This window comes from Bacteroides neonati, from assembly GCF_000499785.1.
GTDB lineage: Bacteria > Bacteroidota > Bacteroidia > Bacteroidales > Bacteroidaceae > Bacteroides > Bacteroides neonati.
Window position 1 is genome coordinate 289851 of sequence record NZ_HG726021.1, and the last position, 21692, is coordinate 311542.

The 21692-nt window shown below is 43.9% G+C and carries 17 protein-coding genes and 5 tRNA genes; 4 read left to right on the forward strand and 18 right to left on the reverse strand.

Annotation, left to right across the window (positions count from 1 at the left end):
- Positions 1-111 precede the first annotated feature (111 nt).
- The 11 genes from trxA to TY03_RS10670 form a co-directional block, all read right to left on the reverse strand.
- Positions 112-546: a thioredoxin gene (gene trxA, locus TY03_RS10620; protein WP_394330884.1), complete on the reverse strand. Its 435-nt coding sequence runs from the start codon at positions 544-546 to the stop codon at positions 112-114.
- A 42-nt stretch (positions 547-588) separates the two neighbouring features.
- A complete protein-coding gene (locus TY03_RS10625) occupies positions 589-792 on the reverse strand; it encodes a DUF6132 family protein (protein WP_042369915.1) in 204 nt (67 codons plus the stop codon).
- Between the two features lie 555 nt (positions 793-1347).
- Positions 1348-2382 carry a UDP-glucose 4-epimerase GalE gene (galE, locus tag TY03_RS10630; RefSeq protein WP_042370197.1) on the reverse strand — a complete coding sequence of 345 codons (1035 nt, stop codon included), beginning with the start codon at positions 2380-2382 and terminating at the stop codon, positions 1348-1350.
- Between the two features lie 191 nt (positions 2383-2573).
- On the reverse strand, positions 2574-3146 hold the full coding sequence (rsxA, locus tag TY03_RS10635) for an electron transport complex subunit RsxA (RefSeq protein ID WP_042369917.1): 573 nt from the start codon (positions 3144-3146) through the stop codon (positions 2574-2576).
- Between the two features lie 18 nt (positions 3147-3164).
- Complete coding sequence (gene rsxE, locus TY03_RS10640) at positions 3165-3749, reverse strand: electron transport complex subunit RsxE (protein WP_042369919.1); 585 nt, start codon at positions 3747-3749, stop codon at positions 3165-3167.
- Positions 3750-3766: 17 nt separating this feature from the next.
- Complete coding sequence (locus TY03_RS10645; RefSeq protein WP_042369920.1) at positions 3767-4420, reverse strand: RnfABCDGE type electron transport complex subunit G; 654 nt, start codon at positions 4418-4420, stop codon at positions 3767-3769.
- Positions 4417-5412: an RnfABCDGE type electron transport complex subunit D gene (locus TY03_RS10650; protein ID WP_042369922.1), complete on the reverse strand. Its 996-nt coding sequence runs from the start codon at positions 5410-5412 to the stop codon at positions 4417-4419. Before TY03_RS10650 ends, TY03_RS10645 begins: the two co-directional genes overlap by 4 nt.
- Positions 5413-5417: 5 nt before the next feature.
- Complete coding sequence (gene rsxC, locus TY03_RS10655; RefSeq protein ID WP_042369924.1) at positions 5418-6755, reverse strand: electron transport complex subunit RsxC; 1338 nt, start codon at positions 6753-6755, stop codon at positions 5418-5420.
- Between the two features lie 38 nt (positions 6756-6793).
- On the reverse strand, positions 6794-7663 hold the full coding sequence (locus tag TY03_RS10660) for a Fe-S cluster domain-containing protein (RefSeq protein WP_042369926.1): 870 nt from the start codon (positions 7661-7663) through the stop codon (positions 6794-6796).
- Positions 7664-7667: 4 nt separating this feature from the next.
- Positions 7668-8087 carry a SoxR reducing system RseC family protein gene (locus TY03_RS10665; protein WP_042369927.1) on the reverse strand — a complete coding sequence of 140 codons (420 nt, stop codon included), beginning with the start codon at positions 8085-8087 and terminating at the stop codon, positions 7668-7670.
- A gap of 189 nt (positions 8088-8276) precedes the next feature.
- Positions 8277-9707 carry a DUF3078 domain-containing protein gene (locus TY03_RS10670; RefSeq protein ID WP_042369929.1) on the reverse strand — a complete coding sequence of 477 codons (1431 nt, stop codon included), beginning with the start codon at positions 9705-9707 and terminating at the stop codon, positions 8277-8279.
- 213 nt (positions 9708-9920) lie between these two features.
- Between TY03_RS10670 and TY03_RS10675 the strand changes: the two genes are divergently transcribed.
- From TY03_RS10675 to TY03_RS10690, 4 genes are all read left to right on the forward strand, one after another.
- Positions 9921-11522, forward strand: a complete 1602-nt coding sequence (locus TY03_RS10675; RefSeq protein ID WP_042369930.1) for a CTP synthase — start codon at positions 9921-9923, stop codon at positions 11520-11522.
- 30 nt (positions 11523-11552) lie between these two features.
- Positions 11553-13388 (forward strand): membrane protein insertase YidC, encoded by a 1836-nt coding sequence (gene yidC, locus TY03_RS10680; protein ID WP_042369933.1) that lies wholly within the window; start codon positions 11553-11555, stop codon positions 13386-13388.
- 88 nt (positions 13389-13476) lie between these two features.
- On the forward strand, positions 13477-14808 hold the full coding sequence (locus TY03_RS10685; RefSeq protein ID WP_042369935.1) for an MATE family efflux transporter: 1332 nt from the start codon (positions 13477-13479) through the stop codon (positions 14806-14808).
- A gap of 36 nt (positions 14809-14844) precedes the next feature.
- Positions 14845-16929, forward strand: coding sequence for a S9 family peptidase (locus TY03_RS10690; protein ID WP_042369937.1), 2085 nt, complete (start codon positions 14845-14847; stop codon positions 16927-16929).
- Between the two features lie 223 nt (positions 16930-17152).
- On the opposite strand, the gene TY03_RS10695 is transcribed toward TY03_RS10690, so the two are convergent.
- From TY03_RS10695 to TY03_RS10725, 7 genes are all read right to left on the reverse strand, one after another.
- Positions 17153-17225: transfer RNA gene (locus TY03_RS10695), tRNA-Gly, on the reverse strand.
- 57 nt (positions 17226-17282) lie between these two features.
- A tRNA-Gly gene (locus tag TY03_RS10700) sits at positions 17283-17355 on the reverse strand.
- Between the two features lie 18 nt (positions 17356-17373).
- Positions 17374-17456 (reverse strand) — tRNA-Leu (locus TY03_RS10705).
- A 34-nt stretch (positions 17457-17490) separates the two neighbouring features.
- Positions 17491-17571: transfer RNA gene (locus tag TY03_RS10710), tRNA-Leu, on the reverse strand.
- 20 nt (positions 17572-17591) lie between these two features.
- Positions 17592-17664, reverse strand: a tRNA-Gly gene (locus TY03_RS10715).
- 110 nt (positions 17665-17774) lie between these two features.
- Positions 17775-18914 carry a carboxynorspermidine decarboxylase gene (gene nspC / locus TY03_RS10720; protein ID WP_042369939.1) on the reverse strand — a complete coding sequence of 380 codons (1140 nt, stop codon included), beginning with the start codon at positions 18912-18914 and terminating at the stop codon, positions 17775-17777.
- 399 nt (positions 18915-19313) lie between these two features.
- Positions 19314-21629 carry an ATP-dependent helicase gene (locus tag TY03_RS10725; RefSeq protein WP_042369941.1) on the reverse strand — a complete coding sequence of 772 codons (2316 nt, stop codon included), beginning with the start codon at positions 21627-21629 and terminating at the stop codon, positions 19314-19316.
- Positions 21630-21692 lie beyond the last annotated feature (63 nt).

Below are 21692 nucleotides of genomic sequence, written 5' to 3' on the forward strand. Positions count from 1 at the left end.
CAAGAAGATACCAAAGGGGTAAAACGATTAACAATGTTAAAACAAAAGGCTTCGTTACCAGATGTAACGAAGTCTTTGCCAGCGTGCTTGCATGCAAGCTTATAGGAGGTTTTATTTATTTAAGAGCACCTTGTCGATTGCTTCTTTAAAGGAAGCTTTTGGCATGGCTCCTTGTGCCATTTGTGGTTGCCCGTTCATGGGGATGAAAAGCAACGAAGGAATAGAGCGGATGCCGAACGCCCCAGCCAACTCCTCTTCTGTCTCCGTATCTACTTTATAAATCACAATGCTATCGCCATATTCCTGAGCCAATTCTTCGAGAATGGGAGCGATGGTTTTACAAGGTCCGCACCACGAAGCATAGAAATCGACAATGGCGGGTTTATCGCCTAAATATTTCCATTCATTGGGGCTTGCTTCAAAATTAGCGACTTTGGTTAAGAACTCTTCTTTGGTTAAATTGATCGTTTTCATTGTTGTTTCCTTTTTATTATTGTTATTTCCGTCTTTTTGTCCACTGCATGAGCTCAACAAAGCTCCTGCCATACATGCCACCAGCACAATTAGCTTCTTCATTTTTAATTGGGTTTAATTTGATTTTTTCTTTTTATCAAACATACTAAAGAGCAAAGCACCCATCACTGCACCCCAGATAATACTCATAACGGGCGAGGATGTAATGGGACAAGAGCCGCTGTTGCATCCTACAAACACGTAGTACAAGTATCCCGCAAGGGCTCCAACCACTCCACCCACCAGGGGGAGAATATTATTCATTATAAATTTCTTCATTAATCTACTTTTTGAGTTAGTTATAGTAATAACAATATGAAACCATAAATTGTTTCCATTGGAATTAATATCTATTGGAATAGATTAGAAAAAGTGTAAAACAGACGGTGTATAAACAAAAAAAATCAGCGTCTTTACTTATACAAGAAAGAGATGCTGATAGGATGATACAACAAATAATAAAGCAGTTACATCTTTCGCCACTGGCTCATGTATTCGCCAGGAGACTGATCGTATTTTTTGCGATGACTTCAGCAAGCTGAATACGCAGACATTACACTACTCATATACATACACTTAAGTTTATCCACACATACCCGGTGAACATAAAAAAACGGTACCACGACTCACGTCGCAGTACCGTCACAACACAAACACAAAATAAAACACGACAAAACTACTATGCAATTCTACCTGTCTATGCCGGGGAGGCATATGTGGCATTTATGTATATGTCGCATACTCATAAATGGTATCAGGCCTACTTGCATCGTATAAACAAACGCTTTTATTCATTTGTTTATTTCTTATATGTTAAAAAAACAGTGTCATTCTTTATTGGATACCTCTCTCCCGCAATTTTAATTGCCAGTTCCAAGCGGAGCGTAAAGTATCTTCAATCGTTTCGGTCGCAGTCCATCCCAGTTCATTATTAGCAAAGTCAGGGTTTGCCCAAACTTTCTCTATATCTCCGGTACGGCGACCTACTATTTTATAATTCAATTTCACACCGGTTGCTGTTTCGAATGCATTGATCAATTCCAAAACAGACAGTCCGCGACCTGTGCCGATATTAAACACCTCTACTTGTTCTTTCTGTTTCTGTTCGAGGATGCGTTTGATGGCAATTACGTGTGCCTTAGCCAAATCGACTACATTGATAAAGTCACGAATACAAGAACCATCGGGTGTATCGTAGTCATCGCCAAATACACTTAACTCTTGACGAATACCCATCGCAGTCTGCGTTAGATAAGGAATGAGGTTCTGTGGAACACCATTCGGCAGTTCGCCCAATAATGCAGTAGGATGTGCTCCTATGGGGTTAAAGTAGCGCAATAAAATAGCATTGATAGGTGCACCTGAGGTAACCGTATCTCTTACTATCTCTTCATTAATTTGCTTTGTATTTCCGTAAGGCGATTCGGCCTTCTTAATCGGAGCCTTCTCTGTTACCGGAAGCTCATCGGGTTGACCGTATACGGTACAAGACGAAGAGAATACAATACCTCCTACACCATGCTTAGGCATCAGCTCCAGTAAATTGATTAATGAAACAAGGTTGTTACGATAATAAAGCAATGGTTTTTCTACCGATTCGCCTACAGCCTTACTGGCGGCAAAGTGAATGATGGCTTTGATTCCTTTGTATTTTGCAAATAAAGCATCGAGTCCTGCATAATCAAGGCAATCGAGTTTCTCAAAAACAGGACGGATACCTGATACTTTCTCTATATTATCAACAACATCGGCATTAGAGTTGGATAGGTTATCAATGATGATTACTTCATAACCGTTATTTTGTAGTTCAACCACAGTATGAGAACCAATATATCCGGTTCCACCTGTGACTAATATTCTATCTTTCATAAATTTTTGTTTAATTAGTTCTTCGGTTTTTTGTTTGTTACGTTGCAAATTTAGAGATAATAAATGAGAAAACAAATAAAAATAAAAAAAAACATTTCCTAAAATGTCAAAAAAAAGAGTGCGCCAATAAGATTCATATTTAAATAATAATGATCTTATTGGCGCAATGTCCAATATTGACTATAAGAGGATTATACTACACCCGAAAATCCCATGAATGCCATGGCCAACAAACCGGCTGTAATAAGAGCAATAGGTGTTCCTTGCATACCTTTTGGCAGCTTTACCAAGCTCATCTGTTCGCGTAGGCCGGCAAAGAGCACCAATGCCAAACCAAAACCGATGGCAGTAGAAAATGCATAAACCACACCCGTCAATAAATCGTAATCTTTTTGAATAACAAGAATGGCAACACCAAGAATACAACAGTTGGTAGTAATCAATGGTAGAAATACTCCCAACGCCTGATACAGTGCGGGAGAAACTTTTTTCAAAATAATCTCAACCATTTGTACCAAAGCTGCAATAACCAAAATAAAGGTAATGGTTTGCAAATAACCTAAGCCGAAGGCGTCGAGTACGTATTTTTGAATAAGGAATGTAACGATGGTAGCAATCGTCAGTACGAAAGCTACCGCAGCACTCATACCCATTGCTGTTTCTACTTTCTTAGATACACCCAAGAAAGGACAAATGCCAAGGAACTGCGACAACACGATATTGTTGACGAAAATGGCTGAGATAAATATTAATATATATTCCATAATGATCAAATTAAAAATTTAGCTTTTCTTCAACGTGTTAATCAGTGCAATCAGATACCCAAGTGCAATGAAAGCACCCGGTGCAAGAACAAACACAAGCATGCCATACTCTTCGGGAAGAATTCTTAAATCAAACACTTTGCCGGTTCCCAGGAACTCGCGTACAGCACCTAATAGAGTGAGCGCAATAGTGAAACCAAGTCCCATACCGATACCATCGAACATAGCCGATACCGGTTTGTTTTTAGCAGCAAAAGCTTCGGCACGACCCAGTACGATACAGTTTACTACAATAAGCGGAATAAACAATCCGAGAGTAGCATACAATCCGGGAACATAAGCTTGCATTATCATTTGCAATAAGGTCACGAACGAAGCAATCACGACAATAAACGAGGGGATACGCACCATATCGGGAATCAGGTTCTTGATGAGCGAGATTACCACATTCGAACAAATCAGTACAAACATAGTTGCCAATCCCATACCCATACCGTTGATGGCCGAAGAGGTAGTTCCCAAAGTGGGACACATACCCAACAAAAGTACAAAAATCGGATTCTCCTTGATTATACCGTTCATCAATACTTTAAAGTTATTCATATTCGTATACTCCTTTCTTAATTAGCACTGATGGAATCAGCGGGTTCAACAACTTTTTGTGTAGCTCCGGTCATTCCGTTGGCAGTATCGTCGCCCTTATAGGCTGCGTAGGCAGCATTTACTGCATTCAGAAACGCACGGGTAGTGATGGTCGAAGCGGTAATCGCATCGATTTGTCCGCCGTCTTTATTGACTACCAGCGGTGCATCGCCCGGATTCAACCCTTTGATGCTACCTTTGCCTCCTTCTTTAAACCAGTCGGCAGCCTTCGAACCTAAGCCCGGTGTTTCGGCATGCGACAGCAAGGAGTAATTATAGATTTTACCTTCGGCATCAAAACCTACCAGTACTTTCAATTCACCACCAAATCCTAAAGAGGTAGCTTGTACGGCTGTACCAATCCATTGATCGCCGTCTTTGGCGGGATACAAAATGAAATCGACAATCTTCTTACCCTCCTTTTCGCTGAATATCGTATCGCTTTCTGCTACCGGGTTGTTGGTAAATGCGGGCAATACCTGCTTCAGTGCCTCATTCAATGTCTTGGCATTGGCTTCGGCAATAGGACCTTTGGTCAATTCATTCACATATGCCAGTAATGCTACCGAAATAGCAGTCACTCCGGTGAGTACCAGTAGCATATTCTTCAAAGATGATTCTAGCTTTTTCATTTCTTCTTTGCTACCTCCCCAAAGCGTTTTGGTTTACAATATGTATTAATCAACGGTGTGAAAGCATTCATAATCAGAATGGCAAACGATACACCTTCGGGATAAGCACCGAACAAACGAATCACCACTGTCAGCACACCGATGCAAACACCGTAAATAAGCATTCCTTTATGGCTCATCGGAGAGGTGACATAGTCTGTTGCCATAAAGACAGCACCCAACATCAAACCTCCCGACAGTAATTGAATGACCGGAGAGACATACAGTGCAGGGTTCACCAAATGCATAATCCCCGAGAAAACAAACACCGTAGCCAGAATAGAAACGGGAATATGCCAGGTGATAATCTTCTTCCACAGCATATAGAATAAGCCTAAAAGCAGGGCTGCTGCACTAACCTCACCTAAACACCCACCGTTGTTTCCAAAAAACAGACTCAATGAGTCGGGAAGCTGATCGAGAGATACACCCGGAGCACCGGTGATAACTCCTTTCATGATGGCCAGCGGAGTAGCTCCGGTAGTGGCATCGGCATAAGCAGTAAGTTGCCCTACTACAGGCCAGGTAGTCATTTGTACAGGGAAAGAAAGCAGCAAGAACACGCGTCCGGCCAATGCAGGGTTGAATGGGTTATTGCCCAATCCGCCAAACGACATTTTGCCTACACCAATCGCAAACAATGCACCGAGGATAATAATCCAGATGGGCAAGTTAGACGGAAGGTTAAACGCCAGCAATACACCTGTAATCAGCGCAGAACCGTCGCCAATGGTAGTTGCATCTTTCTTTAGTAAATACTTCACAATGGCCCATTCGAAAAACAAACAGGCAGCTACCGAAGTAGCCATAACGATTAAGGCACCCAGACCGAAAAAGATCAATGATACGATAAAGGCTGGCACGAGCGCAATGAGCACACCGTACATGTTTTTCTGTACGCTGTCTCCACTGTGTACGTGGGGCGATAGGGATACTATAAATTTATTTTCCATGTTTTTTATTTTTTAGCTTGACGTGCACGGATCAAACCACCTACCTTGCCTTTGCCCAAACGACAATAGTCGAGCAACGGACGATTGGCAGGACAAGTAAACTGGCAAGAGCCACACTCGATGCAATCCATGATTCTTTCGGTTTCCATTCTTTCAAAGTCGGTATTTTCGGCCAATGCAGAGAGCAGATAAGGTTCCAGTCCCATCGGACAAACACTTACACACTTGGCACAGCGGATACAGTTTTTCACTTCGCCACGCTTAGCCTCTTTCTGATTCATAATCAAAATACCCGAGCTACCTTTAGCTGTCGGAACATCGATATTCACCAGTGCTTTACCCATCATCGGTCCACCACCGATCACCTTACCGGTATCTTCGGGAAGACCACCGCAAGCATCAATCAACTGACGCATCGGCGTACCCACACGTGCCAGAAAGTTGGATGGCTTAGCCACCGACTTACCGGTTACGGTAATAACACGTTCAAATAATGGTTTATTTTTCTGCACAGCCTCGTATACTGCAAATGCCGTACCTACGTTCTGAACCACTGCTCCTGTAGATATAGGCAAGGCTCCACTGGCTACCTGACGACGCGTTACGGCATCGATCAATTGCTTTTCGCCTCCTTGCGGATACTGCACTTTCAGTGCTACCACCTCAATGCCTGCATAGCTGGAAGCTACTTTTGACATCAGTTCAATGGCATCGGGTTTATTATTCTCTATACCGATAAAAGCTTTGTTTACTTTTACCGCTTTCATCAGAATGGAAATACCGACCATAATCTCTTCGGCATGTTCGAGCATAAGCTGATGATCGGCAGTTAAGTAAGGTTCGCACTCAACCGCATTGATAATCACACATTCTGCTTTGAACGAAGGGGGCGGACACAATTTTACTTGTGTGGGAAAACAAGCTCCACCCAGACCTACGATACCGGCATCGGCAATCTTCTTCACAATGACATCCGATGCTAAATCGCATTCTTTGATTAATGCTTCGCTGCGATCAATGTTTTCTTCCCATTCATCTCCCTCTACATCAATAAAGATAGCCGGCTTGGCATAGCCGCTTGCATCTACAATCGTATCGACCTTGGCTACCTTTCCGCTAACAGAAGAGTGGATAGCTGCCGAAACAAACCCGTTTGCCTCTGCTATTTTGGTACCCACCTTTACCACATCACCTTTAGTTACCACTGCTTTGGCCGGAGCACCAATGTGCTGACCCAACAGAATAACTGCTTTGGCAGGAACTTCTGCTGTGATAATAGGCTGATGTGCCGACAGTTTATTTTCGTGTGGATGAACACCACCAATTGAAAATGTCTTCAACATACAATTTCAGTATTTTATCTGTTTATTATTCATTTACCTTACGCCTGAGCTACAGGAGTTGTTTGAGCTGCTTCTTCCGCTTTGGGTTTACGCGGTGGGAAGTTGAGTTCAATGATGGTGTTTTGCGGACACACCTCGACACATTTCCTACAAGCTTTGCACTTATCCGGATTGATGTATGCCAGATTGCTATCCAGCGTAATTGCCTCGAACGGACATGTCTTGACGCATTTACCGCAACCGATACAACTTACCGTACAAGCTTTTCGCGCCACAGCACCCTTATCCTTATTCACACAAGAGATAAAGACTCTACGAGATTTCTTACCCTTCGGACGGATTTCGATAATCATCTTAGGACAAGCCTTCACACAGGCACCACAAGCAGTACACTTCTCTTCATCTACCTCGGGAAGCCCTGTTTCGGGATTCATCCGAATAGCATCGAAAGTACAAACACTGACACAATCGCCACAACCTAAGCAACCAAAGCTACAACCCGTTTCACCTCCATACAGAGAAGCGGCAATAGCGCAACTAGGCGCACCGTCATACTGATTGGTACGGGGACGATTCTCACACGATCCGTTACATCTTACCACAGCTACCTTGGGTTCCGCCTCTTCGGCTACAAGGCCTAAGATCGAAGCTACCTGAGACATGACAGGCTGCCCTCCTACCGGACAAAACTTACCATCCAGTGAACCGGCTTTGACGCAAGCATCGGCAAACCCACTACAGCCGGGATAACCACATCCACCGCAATTGGCTTGAGGTAATACTTCGCCCACCTGAGCAATCCGCGGGTCTTCATACACAGCAAATTTCTTGGAAGCCGCATATAAAATGCCAGCCAGAACCAGCGCAATGCATCCCAAGGAAATGACTGCAATCAGAATTAAATTCATAATTTTAGTTATTTATTGGTTTAATAGTAAATGAAAATTGTTGTTTGAGCCGTGATTTATTAAGCCACAAGATAGCATAATAAGGTATAAGAATACCCAAAGAGAAGAGTGATGCCCAGAGGTCATTATTCATGATTTCCATAAATAGAAATAAAGAGATAACCAGTAGTAGAAATGGTACGACAAAAGCTAAGAGAACCGCCTTCAGCCCCATTGAAGTGGCACCGATAAGCATCACTTCCTCACCTATACGGTAGGTACCGGGGGGGGCTATGACGTCAACGATTTTTTCTTTGCTATCTGCCGACGAGCAATGACCTTTCACACTGCACGATGAGCATGCAGATGTTTGAATGATTCTCACTGATACGTGGGAGCCATTTATGTTTTTCACAATTCCTTGATGCTTGATCGTATCTACCATTTTGCAAACTGTACATTACAAATTGCCGCAAATTTAAGCATTATTTGTGAACAAAGAAGCATTCGAGGATTTTTTATCGGTAAAAAAGTGTTCATTTAAGTTTCAAAAGGCTATATAAATGCAAAAAAAGAAGAATAGCATAATTACCATTCTTCTTTTTTTGCATTTATTCTATTTCGAGTAGCCTTGTCACCACTTGTAGTTGATACCAAAACTAAGCAATTCTTTTACTTGAAAATAGCTACTACCGGTAGTCGGCTTGGTGCTATCATCAAAGCGAGCATTGACATAAAGCTTTGTTGAAAGGTAGCGATTAAGCACGAAGTTAGCGGTTGTTTCCCAGTCAATGCGTACCCAATTATAATTTGTCAGATAGTTTAAGCGCGAATCAATAACAATTGAGGGAATAACAGTCCATGACATGGTCGGTTGAATTTGCGAACCAAAATCGTTCTTAGAACATTTTCCTTCATCCAAACCAAATTTCACTTCATTCACCTCACTATTGCCAATATAACGAAGATTATAGGTCAAGGGCGCCAAGAATAAAGACAAGTTAAACTTCTTCTTCTTCAACTTATAATCCATACCGATGCTGACTACCAAATCTGCCGGAGACAAGAACGATGATACCAGCTCTTCGCTATTGGATTTATAGCCTTGAAAGAACTGTGTTTTAAATTCGGCCGACATTGTATAATACCATTTCGATGCAGCCTGAACACCTAACTTACTGTAAAAACGGAACTGGTCGGCATTAACCAAATATTTATGATATTTGTCGGATGGCGTAGAGTTAAAGCCTACTTTTGCTTCGAGTAAATTCTCGAACTGAACCTTCTCCCTATCATTATAATTGGCAAACAGCAATAAATTAGCCATAACGGCATTATTGCTTTCTCCACCTTTATACCAGTTATCAGAAACATAGTTTTGTGCAATTTGCAATGATCCGTTACCGCCGGTAACCCACCAGTTAGGCTTGGATATTTTCATGGAAGCTTCTCCTACATCTACCGTTGCCTCTTCGGGATGAAATAAGTTCACCACCCTTACCTTAGGCGATATCTCGGGCTTCGCTGCTGCATGGAATACCTTTCGGCTCAAGATGCGATCTTCGGTAGTACCGACTAATTCCGGATGATTAAGATACAAACTCATCAAGGTTTTATCGACCAGATTATTACTACGCTCGGATTTAGTAAACCGCTCTTTATCGTAAGGGAGCAACGTTGCAAATAAAGAATCGGGAGTAGCAAAAGGCTCCTCACGCTTCCATTTTAACTTAGAGTATCGATCAATAGGCGCATAATAATACGCCAAAGGAGAGTACAACCGATAGTATTCGGCACGTAACGGCATGTAACGCATAGGAGCTGCGGGATCATTGAGGTAGTCCAACTGTCCGATATACTTTTCATGTAAAATAGAAACAGTGTCTATTTTGGGGTGTTCATCTTTTGTATTCAACTTCAGCACCCAATATTGCTGAAAAAATTCCTGCAATGTATCCACTTTTGCTACACGCTCTTTTAACACGGGTTTTTGAGTACTCTGCGCCATAGCAGGTACAGAGAGAAACATCGCTAATGCTAAGGATGATATGTAATAGTACTTCATGTTTACACAAATTTAGTTTGCAAATTTACGCTAAAATTTTCAGAAAACATAATAACGACAAAAAAATAGGCTGAATTGCATTTTTTAATAATTTTGTTTCATCTAAAGCCTATGTTCTTGCTTCTTTTTTTGTATTTTTGCGCTTTTTAAATCTGGAAAGTTTCTGAATTTAGAAAGCGAAACAGAAAACAAATAATTAAAACAGTTACAACTGTGGGAGAAACAAAGTATATTTTCGTCACCGGCGGTGTGGCCTCTTCTTTAGGAAAAGGCATCATCTCATCCTCTATCGGTAAATTGCTACAAGCAAGAGGTTATAAAGTAACCATCCAAAAGTTTGACCCGTATATCAATATCGATCCGGGTACATTAAACCCTTATGAACACGGTGAGTGCTACGTGACCGTGGACGGCCATGAGGCCGATCTTGACTTGGGACATTATGAAAGATTCCTGGGTATACAGACTACGAAAGCAAACAATATCACTACGGGACGTATTTACAAAAGCGTTATCGATAAAGAACGCCGCGGCGATTATTTAGGAAAGACGATTCAGGTCATCCCTCACATCACTGACGAGATTAAGCGAAACGTCAAATTATTAGGTAATAAATACAAATTCGATTTCGTTATTACAGAGATCGGAGGAACCGTGGGCGATATTGAATCACTTCCTTACCTGGAAAGTATCCGTCAGCTCAAATGGGAATTAGGCAAAGACGCCCTTTGCGTACATCTTACCTATGTTCCTTTCCTAGCTGCTGCCAAAGAATTAAAAACAAAGCCGACTCAGCACTCTGTTAAAGAATTGCAGTCACTGGGTGTACAGCCCGATATTCTGGTGCTTCGTACCGAACATGACTTAAGCACCAACCTACGTAAGAAAGTAGCTTTGTTTTGCAATGTTGCCGAGAACGCCGTGGTTCAGTCAATCGATGCATCGACCATTTACGAAGTACCTTTGTTGATGCAAGAGCAGGGATTGGACGAAACCATCCTTCAAAAGATGGGTTTACCACTCGGAGAGCGTCCTACATTAGGACCGTGGAAAGACTTCCTCAACCGTCGCACACAAGCTACCGAAGAAGTAACCATTGCATTGGTTGGTAAGTACGTAGAACTGCAAGATGCTTACAAGTCGATCCTTGAGTCGCTCTCACAAGCTGCTACCTACAACGATCGTAAGATTAAGATTGAATATGTTTCGTCGGAAACACTAACCAAAGAGAATGCACCCGAACTATTGGGTCATGTCGATGGAGTGGTGATCTGTCCGGGCTTTGGCTCAAGAGGCATTGAAGGTAAATTTGTAGCTGCCAAATACACACGCGATCACAACATACCTACTTTTGGTATCTGTTTAGGTATGCAATGCATTGCCATTGAGTTTGCTCGCAACGTACTCGGATACGCCGATGCCAACTCGGTAGAGATAGACGAAAAGACGAAACACAACGTAATCGATATCATGGAAGAGCAAAAAGCGATCACCAATATGGGTGGAACGATGCGTCTGGGTGCTTTCGAATGCGTATTGAAGCAAGGCTCTAAAGCGTTCGAGGCATACGGTCAGGAGCACATTCAGGAGCGTCACCGTCATCGCTATGAGTTCAACAACGATTATCGTGCCGAATTCGAGAAAGCAGGCATGAAGTGCGTAGGTATTAATCCTGAATCGGACTTGGTAGAGATCGTTGAAATACCGACATTGAAATGGTATATCGGAGTGCAATTCCACCCCGAGTATAGCAGTACCGTATTAAATCCGCATCCGTTGTTTGTCTCGTTTATCAAGGCAGCTATCGGAAAGTAATATTACAAACTAACAACTACACATTTAAAGATGGATAAAAACACCATAACGGGGCTTGTACTAATAGGAGCATTGCTGGTGGGTTTCAGCTTTCTTAGTCGCCCAAGTGACAAAGATCTGGCCATTCAAAAAAGATACTACGACTCGATTGCCGTAGTACAGCAGCAGGAAGAAGCTCTCAAAGCGAAAGCCACCGCTGCATTGGCCAATGAAAAAGAGGAAACCACCGTTGACTCTACTTCTTTATTTCACCAATCGCTTCAAGGAAAAGAGGCTTTCACTACCATTCAAAACAACCTGGTAGAGATCACACTCGACAACAAGGGCGGTCGTGTCTATTCGGCCATGCTGAAAGACTACAACGGCCAAGACGGAAAGCCTGTGGTGCTATTCAACGCAGAGGATGCATCGATGAGCTTTAACTTCTACAACAAGAAGGAAACCATACAAACCAAAGACTATTATTTTGAAGCTGTAAACAAAACCGACAGCAGTGTTACCATGCGTTTGGCAGCAGACAGTGCAAGCTACATCGACTTCACCTATACCCTCAAACCGGATAAATACTTGATGAGCTTCACCATTCAAGCCACCGGCATGGAGAACAAGCTGGCTGCAACGACCAAGTATGTAGACATTGAGTGGACACAACGTGCACGCCAGTTAGAGAAGGGTTTCACCTACGAGAACCGATTGGCAGAGCTGATGTACAAGACTGTGGGCGAAGGAACAGACAACCTGTCGGCAGCCAAAGACGATGAAAAGACTCTTCCGGGCCGTATCGACTGGGTAGCTTTCAAGAATCAATTCTTCTCTTCCGTATTCATTGCCAATCAAGACTTCGATAAGGCAACTGTGAAATCGAAAATGGAGAAACAAGGAAGTGGCTACATCAAGGACTATTCGGCCGAGATGAGCACCTTCTTCGACCCAAGCGGAAAAGAAGCAACCGATATGTATTTCTACTTCGGCCCCAACCACTACAAGACGCTTAAGGCCTTGGATAAAGGACGCGACGACAAATGGAAACTCGATAATTTGGTCTATCTGGGATGGCCCGTTGTTCGTGAAATCAACAAATGGATCACCATCAACATCTTCGACTGGCTTTCGGGCTGGGGGTTGAGCATGGGTATTGTTCTGCTTATTCTGACGATCATTGTCAAGGTAGTTGTATTTCCTGCTACCTGGAAAACATATATGTCATCTGCCAAGATGCGTGTATTGAAACCCAAAATCGATGAGATCAGCAAGAAGTATCCGAAGCAAGAAGATGCCATGAAGAAACAACAAGAGGTAATGGGGCTGTATAGTCAATACGGCGTTAGCCCGATGGGCGGATGCTTGCCGATGCTGTTGCAATTCCCTATCCTGATGGCGTTGTTCATGTTCGTACCGAGTGCTATCGAATTGCGTCAACAGAGTTTCTTATGGGCTCCCGACCTTTCGACCTACGATGCATTCATTACGCTTCCGTTTACTGTTCCGTTCCTTGGCAACCACCTCAGCTTATTCTGCTTGCTGATGACAGTGACCAATGTACTGAACACCAAGTACACGATGAGTATGCAAGATACCGGTGCACAACCTCAGATGGCAGCCATGAAATGGATGATGTATTTGATGCCGATTATGTTCCTGTTCGTACTGAACGACTATCCTTCGGGGTTGAACTACTACTATTTCATCTCGACCCTGATTAGTGTAGGAACCATGATCGTATTGCGCCGTACCACAGACGAAGGCAAGTTATTGGCCGATCTGGAAGCCAATAAAAAAGATCCCAAAACAAAGAAAACAGGATTTGCGGCTCGTTTGGAAGCTATGCAGAAACAGCAAGAACTGATGAAGCAAAACAAAAAGTAAGTGATTTAATATCATAACTACGAGCACGCAGGTAACACGGATTCTACGATTTGTGTCATCTGCGTGTTTTTTTATATCCATACCAAGCATGAAAACAAAATACAGCTATAAAGAGATCTGGATTATCTGCTACCCCATTCTCGTCAGCTTACTCATGGAACAGCTGATTGGAATGACCGATACTGCTTTTCTGGGGCGAGTAGGAGAAATCGAACTCGGTGCATCGGCCATTGCCGGCGTATACTATATGGCCATTTTTATGATGGCATTCGGTTTCAGCATCGGTGCACAAATACTCATAGCTCGCCGAAACGGTGAACAGCAGTACCGGCAAATAGGTTCCATTTTCTATCAAGGAGTCTACTTTCTGTTGGCACTGGCAGCACTGCTGGTTAGTTTATCTCTCTATTTTTCCCCTCAGATTTTAAGCAGTATTCTCTCATCGCCACGTATCAACGCTGCTGCCGAGAGTTATATCCAGTGGCGCGTGCTGGGGTTCTTCTTCTCATTCGTCATGGTTATGTTCCGTGCGTTCTTTGTGGGTACTACCCAAACCAAAACACTGACGCTGAACTCGATTGTAATGGTGATAGCCAATATCGCTTTCAACTACGTACTCATTTTCGGTAAGCTGGGCTTTCCGGCGTTGGGCATTGCCGGAGCAGCGATCGGTTCGTCACTGGCAGAGATGGTTTCCGTCTTATTCTTCATACTTTATACCTGGCGCAAGGTAGATTGTGCCAAGTACGGGCTAAATCAGCTACCCCGCTTTCAACCTACCATATTGAAACGGATTCTAAACACTTCCGTTTGGACGATGATTCAAAACGTGGTTTCGTTATCGACCTGGTTTATGTTCTTCCTCTTCGTGGAGCATCTGGGCGAACGGGCCTTAGCCATCAGCAATATTATCCGAAACGTATCGGGTATTCCGTTTATGATCACCATTGCCTTTGCGGCCACCTGCGGTTCGCTGGTTAGTAACCTAATCGGCCAGGGCGACAAAGCCTACGTAGCCGTTACCATCAGGCAACATGTACGCATTGCCTATCTCTGTATTGTGCCCTTGTTGGTGTTCTTCTCTTTGTTCCCTAATCTTATTTTAGGTATCTATACAGACATGCCCGATTTACGTATGGCTTCCATACCCACCTTATGGGTGTTGTGCACCTCTTATTTATTTATGATTCCTTCGAATATTTATTTTCAAGCCGTATCGGGCACAGGCAATACACGCACCGCATTGCTACTGGAGCTTGGTGTACTGGCTATTTACATTGTCTACACCACCTACCTCATTCTGTACTTGAAAGTCGATGTGGCATTGTGTTGGACTACCGAACATATCTATTCCATTTTTATTTTACTTTTCTCTTATCTGTATATTAAGAAAGGTAATTGGCAGAAAAAGCAAATCTAATTTAGTATCTTCGTCCCGTATAAAACGTTTAAACTTATGAAACGAGCAAACCTATTCATTATGTCAGCAACGATGTTGTTAGCAGCCTGCGGTGGAACCAAAGACGCAGGACAAACCGGAACGCTTATCGAAAAATCGACAATCAAGATTGAAGGTAAGCGCATGACCCCCGAAGCACTTTGGGCAATGGGTCGTATTGGCGGACTGAATGTATCGCCCGATGGGAAAAAAGTTGTTTACACTGTAGCCTACTATAGTGTTCCCGAAAACAAGAGTAACCGCGAAGTCTTCGTGATGAATGCAGACGGAAGCGAGAACACACAAATTACCCATACCTCTTTTGCCGAGAACGAGGCCACCTGGATCAAAGGTGGGAGTAAAATTGCATTCCTAAGCAACGAGAGCGGAAGCAGTCAGCTCTGGGAGATGAATCCCGATGGTAGCGGACGCAAACAGTTATCACAATATGATGGTGACATCGAGGGTTACTCCATCTCTCCCGATGGAAAGAAAATTCTTTTTATATCACAGGTGAAAACGGTGAAAAGTACAGCTGACAAATACCCCGACCTTCCCAAGGCAACCGGTATCATCATTACCGACCTCATGTATAAACATTGGGACGAGTGGGTAACAACCGCTCCTCACCCATTCATTGCCGACTTCGATGGAAGCAGCATCGGCCAACCGCTCGATCTGCTCGAAGGTGAGCCTTACGAAAGCCCCATGAAACCTTTCGGTGGCATCGAACAACTGGCATGGAACACCACTTCGGATAAAATAGCTTATACCTCGCGCAAGAAAACCGGTAAGGAATATGCCATCTCTACCAATTCGGACATCTACGTGTACGACCTCAAAACGAAGCAGACCGTAAACATCACCGAAGGGATGATGGGATATGATACCAATCCTCAATACTCGCCCGATGGTAAATACATCGCTTGGCAAAGCATGGAGCGTGATGGATACGAGGCCGATCAGAACCGCCTGTTCATCATGAACCTTGAAACCGGCGAGAAGCGTTTTGCCAGCAAAGCATTCGAATCGAATGTAGATGCTTTTGTATGGAGTGCCGATACGAAGAACATCTATTTCACCGGCGTATGGCATGGCGAAGTACAGATATACAACCTCGATCTGGCCAACGATTCGATCAAAGCCATCACCTCGGGTATGTATGATTACGAAGGTGTAGCTCTTTTTGGCGACAAGTTGATAGCCAAGCGTCACTCCATCAGCATGGGCGACGAGATTTATGCCGTAACACTCGACGGACAGACCACGCAACTGACACAGGAGAACAAGCAAATTTACGACCAGTTGGAAATGGGTAAGGTAGAAGCACGTTGGATGAAAACGACCGATGGCAAAGACATGCTGACATGGGTGATCTATCCGCCACAGTTCGATCCCAACAAGAAGTACCCTACCCTATTATTCTGCGAAGGTGGTCCGCAAAGCCCCGTGAGTCAGTTCTGGAGCTACCGTTGGAACTTCCAGATCATGGCTGCCAACGATTACATTATAGTAGCACCCAACCGTCGCGGCCTTCCGGGCTTCGGCATCGAATGGAACGAAGCGATCAGTGGCGATTACGGAGGCCAATGTATGAAAGATTATTTCACAGCCATCGATGAAATGGCCAAAGAGCCTTTTGTTGACAAAGATCGTCTGGGATGCGTAGGTGCAAGCTTTGGCGGTTTCTCCGTATATTGGCTCGCCGGACATCATGACAAGCGTTTCAAAGCCTTTATCTCACACGATGGTATTTTCAACATGGAAATGCAATACCTCGAAACCGAAGAGAAATGGTTTGCCAACTGGGATATGGGTGGCGCTTATTGGGAGAAACAAAACCCGGTTGCTCAACGCACCTTTGCCAATTCTCCCCACCTATTTGTCGATCAATGGGATACACCCATTCTTTGTATCCACGGCGAAAAGGATTATCGCATTCTGGCCAATCAAGCCATGGCTGCCTTCGATGCAGCTGTAATGCGCGGTGTGCCAGCCGAACTGCTAATTTATCCCGATGAGAACCACTGGGTACTCAAACCCCAAAACGGTATACTCTGGCAGCGTACCTTCTTTGAATGGTTAGATAAATGGCTGAAGTAATTCAGCCCGTATGAAGTAGAATAGACATAAACAAAACTGCACGATTCAGCTAATAAACCTGAATCGTGCAGTTTTTTATTTACACAAAGCAATAGACGCTCTCCAAACGATAATCGGTCTCTCCGCTTTAGCATTATTAATCCTTACCCGAGAAGTTATAATAAAAAATATACCCATAAAAAAGCAGTTTAACGATAATCTACTTTCCTATGGGTATCTGTTGAGCGAAAGACGGGATTCGAACCCGCGACCCTAACCTTGGCAAGGTTATGCTCTACCAACTGAGCTACTTTCGCAGTATGTCTGCTTTATTCAATCAAGTCATTCTCTCTCGAAGACTCATTTATTTTGTGAGCGAAAGACGGGATTCGAACCCGCGACCCTAACCTTGGCAAGGTTATGCTCTACCAACTGAGCTACTTTCGCAAATCCTTTAATATTTAGTGAAGAGGAGGAGACTCGAACTCCCACAACATAATGTCACTACCACCTCAAAGTAGCGCGTCTACCAATTCCGCCACCTCTCCAATATTATTAAAGCATTCGTTTGTTTTTGTTTCGTACCCAGAACAAGACTCGAACTTGCACATCTTTCGACACTCGCACCTGAAACGAGCGCGTCTACCATTCCGCCACCTGGGCATTACAAAACAAACAAATCGAGCGAAAGACGGGATTCGAACCCGCGACCCTAACCTTGGCAAGGTTATGCTCTACCAACTGAGCTACTTTCGCGATTGCGGTTGCAAAGGTAGGTATTTCTTCGAAATCTGCAAACATTTAGCCTACTTTTTTCAACAGAAAATTAGTGAATCCTACTCCCTACAAAACAATCTTTTTGATTATCAACTCATTCGGTTCCGATAATCTTCGTAAAAAAATCGCTTATACATTTCGGCATTTCCTTCTTTTGTCCACAAGCCTATGCCGGGATGGTGAATTCCATTAAACATATTCGTTTTTACCATCGTGTAATGAATCATATCTTCGAACACAATTCGCTCGCCGATCTGCAATTCATGATCAAAACTCCAATTACCCATATAATCGCCACTCAGACATGAGTTGCCACCAAGCCTATATATATAAGGGCCATCATCGCCTATGGATGCACCACGCACAGTCGGTTGATAGGGCATTTCCAAACAATCGGGCATGTGGCAAGTGAAGCTGACATTCAATATAGCTGTACGAATGCCGCGACTCTCGACTATATCGACTACTTCCGAGGTCAATACACCCGTTTGCCACGTAAAGGCCGATCCCGGCTCTAAAATAAGATGCAAATGCGGATAGCGGGCTTTCAAACCTTGCAACAAAGCAATTAAGTGTTCAACGTCATAGTCCTTACGGGTCATCAAATGTCCACCTCCGAGATTCAGCCATTTGATTTGTGAGAACCAACGTCCAAACTTTGCTTCCAGATGTTCCAACGTATGCTCCAACTCGAAGGAAGATGATTCACAGTGACAATGGCAGTGAAAACCTTCGATACCAACAGGCAGTGTATCGGGTAGCAAATCGGCAGTGATGCCAAAGCGCGTGCCCGGTGCACAGGGGTTGTATAGCTCGGTTTCTACCTCCGAGTATTCGGGATTGACGCGAATGCCACACGACACACTTTCACCACCCGCTTTGACCATAGGATAGAAACGATTAAACTGTGTCATCGAATTGAAAGTAATGTGGCTGCTGCAATGCATTATCTCGGAGAACTCATCTTCGATATAAGCGGGAGAGTATGTGTGTGCTTTACTTCCAAACTCTTCGAGTGCCAAACGGGCTTCGTAAAGCGAACTGGCTGTGGAGTGCCCGATGTACTCACGGAATATAGGAAACGAACGCCACATGGCAAACGATTTAAAGGCGAGAATAATTTCTACTTCAGCCCTATCGGCTACACTTTTTATCAAGCTAAGGTTTTTTCGCAATAATTCCTCCTCCATAATATAGCAAGGAGAAGGGAAATGGGTAAAGTCTATCATATCAGCAATAAGCTTATTATTATTTGGGCGTAAAAATACAGAATGTTTTTCAACCAAGCAATATTCTACTTAATTATGAAGGGGGATTGATTCAGGGTGTTTTCAAAAGAGCTAGAATCAACAACTTTAAGAATTGTAATATTCTTTTATTTCCGAGAATAATCTATCTATTTCATTGAACAAAAGAGATAGATATCATTGATGGATAAAGTACGTACTCTTGCACTATAGAGTACGTACTCTATAGTGCAAGAGTACGTACTTCTTTATCTGTTAAAAATCAAATACTTACAAGTTAAGAAAGAGGAGTCTCATTGCAAGACACAAGAAACGAATGTAAGAAAAATAAAACATTTTATGTCCCAGAATCTTCTCTAACAAAGAAGAAGCAAGCAAGTATTACTTCACGACTTTAAAGCGAGCAAAGCGAAGCAGCAACTGCTTTTCACCGGCATTTTTGAAACGGATGGTTGCTTTGGCATTATCGCCCGTTCCTTCTACTTTTACGACTTCGCCCAGCCCGAAACGCTCGTGCTCGATGGATTGTCCCACTTGAATATCTGCCACGGCAGCATCTGTCGATGCAGCGGGAGGAGGTACGGGAGAGGAATCCATTCGTTTCAAGTTGCGAGGCAGTGTCGGTGCAATAATTTGCGCCTGCGGACGTTGCCGTTCTTTAAACGAACTTCCCTCCATCTCGCGGCGAAAACGACCGGCACCTTCGTCGACCCTACGTCCCAGAATGCTCTCTTGCGGAAGCTTTAGAAAACGGGTATCAATGTCTTTCAGAAAGCGGCTCGGGTTGCCAAACTCAGTTTTACCGTAACGGAAACGGCTTTTGGCAAACGATAAGAAGCAATTTTCCTCGGCACGGGTAATAGCTACGTAAAACAAACGCCGCTCCTCCTCCATCGCTCTTGGCGAATCGCCTACCATGCTACTGGGAAAAAGATTCTCCTCCAGTCCTACAACAAAAACATGCCGAAACTCCAATCCCTTGGCCGAATGAACAGTCATCAGTGTTACCTTTTCGCCATCCGCATCTTTGTCCGAATCTTGATCGGTGAGCAGTGATACTTCTGAAAGGAAATCGATGAGCGAGAGGTTGGTATTTCCTTCTTCCTGACGCATGGCGCAGAAATCATTCAGCCCCGTTACCAGCTCTTCAATGTTCTCTTTGCGGCTCAGGTTCTCGGGCGATGTATCTTGGCAAACATCATTGATGATGCCCGAGTGGCGAATAATTTCGGTACCGATCTCGTAGGCACTTTTCTCATTCACCTGCTCGATAAAGCCTTCTATCAGTTCGCGAAAACCTTGCAGTTTGGTATGGGTACCTTTATTAATAGTCAGGCCGTAGGTAATCGGCTCACAAAGAACCGCCCAAAGGCTCACTCCCCTATCATTGGCGGCAGCAATGACTTTGCCCACAGTTGTGTCGCCAATACCGCGCGCCGGATAATTAATGATACGCTTGAAAGCCTCTTCATCATTAGGGTTTACCACCAGACGGAAATAAGCGATGATGTCTTTAATCTCCTTACGTTGATAAAACGAAAGTCCGCCATAGATTTTGTAGGGCATGCCCCGTTTGCGCAAAGACTCTTCAAAGATACGGCTCTGCGCATTGGTACGGTAGAGTATGGCGAAATCGTTATAGCTGCCATCGTGCTTACGGCGCAGCTCGGCTATCTTATTGACCACAATCTCTCCCTCCTCCATGTCGCTGTAAGCCTGAAAAACGCCTATAGGCTCGCCGCGTTCTTTTTCGGAGAAGACCTCCTTGCGTATTTGCTGTTCGTTCTTTTCGATCAAGCTATTGGCCGCACACACAATGGTTTGGGTAGAGCGATAGTTCTGTTCGAGTTTAAATACCCGGGTATTGGGATAGATTTTGGTAAAATAAAGAATATTGTCGATATCTGCCCCGCGAAAAGAGTAAATACTCTGTGCATCATCGCCTACCACACACACGCGCTGATTGAGCTGGGTAAGCTGCAAAACAATGCTGTGCTGTGCATAGTTCGTGTCTTGGTACTCATCGACGAGCACATAGCGAAACTGTTCGGAATAGCGTTTGGCCACCTCCGGAAAATCGCGAAACAACACATAGGTATACACCAACAGGTCGTCAAAGTCCATGGCTCCCGCTTGCCGGCAACGCTCCCAATACCGACGGTAGATATCGCGTATGGCCGGCATTTTGGCCGCCAAATCACCTTCATAAGCCTCTCTATTAGAAGCATAGGCCGAAGGAAGCACCAGGTGATTCTTCGCATTTGAGATACGCGACTGCACACTGCCCGGCTTATATACCTTCTCGTCGAGTCCCATTTCTTTAATGATCGAGCGCAGCAAGCTTTTGCTATCGGAAGTATCGTATATGGTAAAATGCGATGTAAAACCGATGTACGATGCTTCAGCACGCAGAATACGAGAGAAAACAGAGTGAAAGGTGCCCATCCACAAGCGTTGTGCCCGTTGCTCACCCACTTGCCGGGCGATACGCTCTTTCATTTCGCGTGCCGCTTTGTTGGTAAAGGTTAGAGCCAGAATATTCCAAGGATTGTATCCGCTTTCGAGCAAATAGGCTATTTTATAAGTAAGTACACGCGTTTTGCCCGATCCGGCACCCGCTATAACCAACGAGGGGCCGTCGTTGTAGAGTACCGCATCACGCTGACTTTCATTCAATTCATTTAAATAATCAGCCATTCGTTTTAAATATGATATTTGTCGCAAAGATAAAGGAAACTTTGGAGACCTCCGAACATTCTG

Bases quoted from the DNA above. Each gene is read 5' to 3' on its own strand.
- trxA (WP_394330884.1), bottom strand. From the start codon at position 546: ATGGCAGGAGCTTTGTTGAGCTCATGCAGTGGACAAAAAGACGGAAAT.
- TY03_RS10625 (WP_042369915.1), bottom strand. From the start codon at position 792: ATGAAGAAATTTATAATGAATAATATTCTCCCCCTGGTGGGTGGAGTG.
- galE (WP_042370197.1), bottom strand. From the start codon at position 2,382: ATGAAAGATAGAATATTAGTCACAGGTGGAACCGGATATATTGGTTCT.
- rsxA (WP_042369917.1), bottom strand. From the start codon at position 3,146: ATGGAATATATATTAATATTTATCTCAGCCATTTTCGTCAACAATATC.
- rsxE (WP_042369919.1), bottom strand. From the start codon at position 3,749: ATGAATAACTTTAAAGTATTGATGAACGGTATAATCAAGGAGAATCCG.
- TY03_RS10645 (WP_042369920.1), bottom strand. From the start codon at position 4,420: ATGAAAAAGCTAGAATCATCTTTGAAGAATATGCTACTGGTACTCACC.
- TY03_RS10650 (WP_042369922.1), bottom strand. From the start codon at position 5,412: ATGGAAAATAAATTTATAGTATCCCTATCGCCCCACGTACACAGTGGA.
- rsxC (WP_042369924.1), bottom strand. From the start codon at position 6,755: ATGTTGAAGACATTTTCAATTGGTGGTGTTCATCCACACGAAAATAAA.
- TY03_RS10660 (WP_042369926.1), bottom strand. From the start codon at position 7,663: ATGAATTTAATTCTGATTGCAGTCATTTCCTTGGGATGCATTGCGCTG.
- TY03_RS10665 (WP_042369927.1), bottom strand. From the start codon at position 8,087: ATGGTAGATACGATCAAGCATCAAGGAATTGTGAAAAACATAAATGGC.
- TY03_RS10670 (WP_042369929.1), bottom strand. From the start codon at position 9,707: ATGAAGTACTATTACATATCATCCTTAGCATTAGCGATGTTTCTCTCT.
- yidC (WP_042369933.1), top strand. From the start codon at position 11,553: ATGGATAAAAACACCATAACGGGGCTTGTACTAATAGGAGCATTGCTG.
- TY03_RS10685 (WP_042369935.1), top strand. From the start codon at position 13,477: ATGAAAACAAAATACAGCTATAAAGAGATCTGGATTATCTGCTACCCC.
- TY03_RS10690 (WP_042369937.1), top strand. From the start codon at position 14,845: ATGAAACGAGCAAACCTATTCATTATGTCAGCAACGATGTTGTTAGCA.
- nspC (WP_042369939.1), bottom strand. From the start codon at position 18,914: ATGATAGACTTTACCCATTTCCCTTCTCCTTGCTATATTATGGAGGAG.
- TY03_RS10725 (WP_042369941.1), bottom strand. From the start codon at position 21,629: ATGGCTGATTATTTAAATGAATTGAATGAAAGTCAGCGTGATGCGGTA.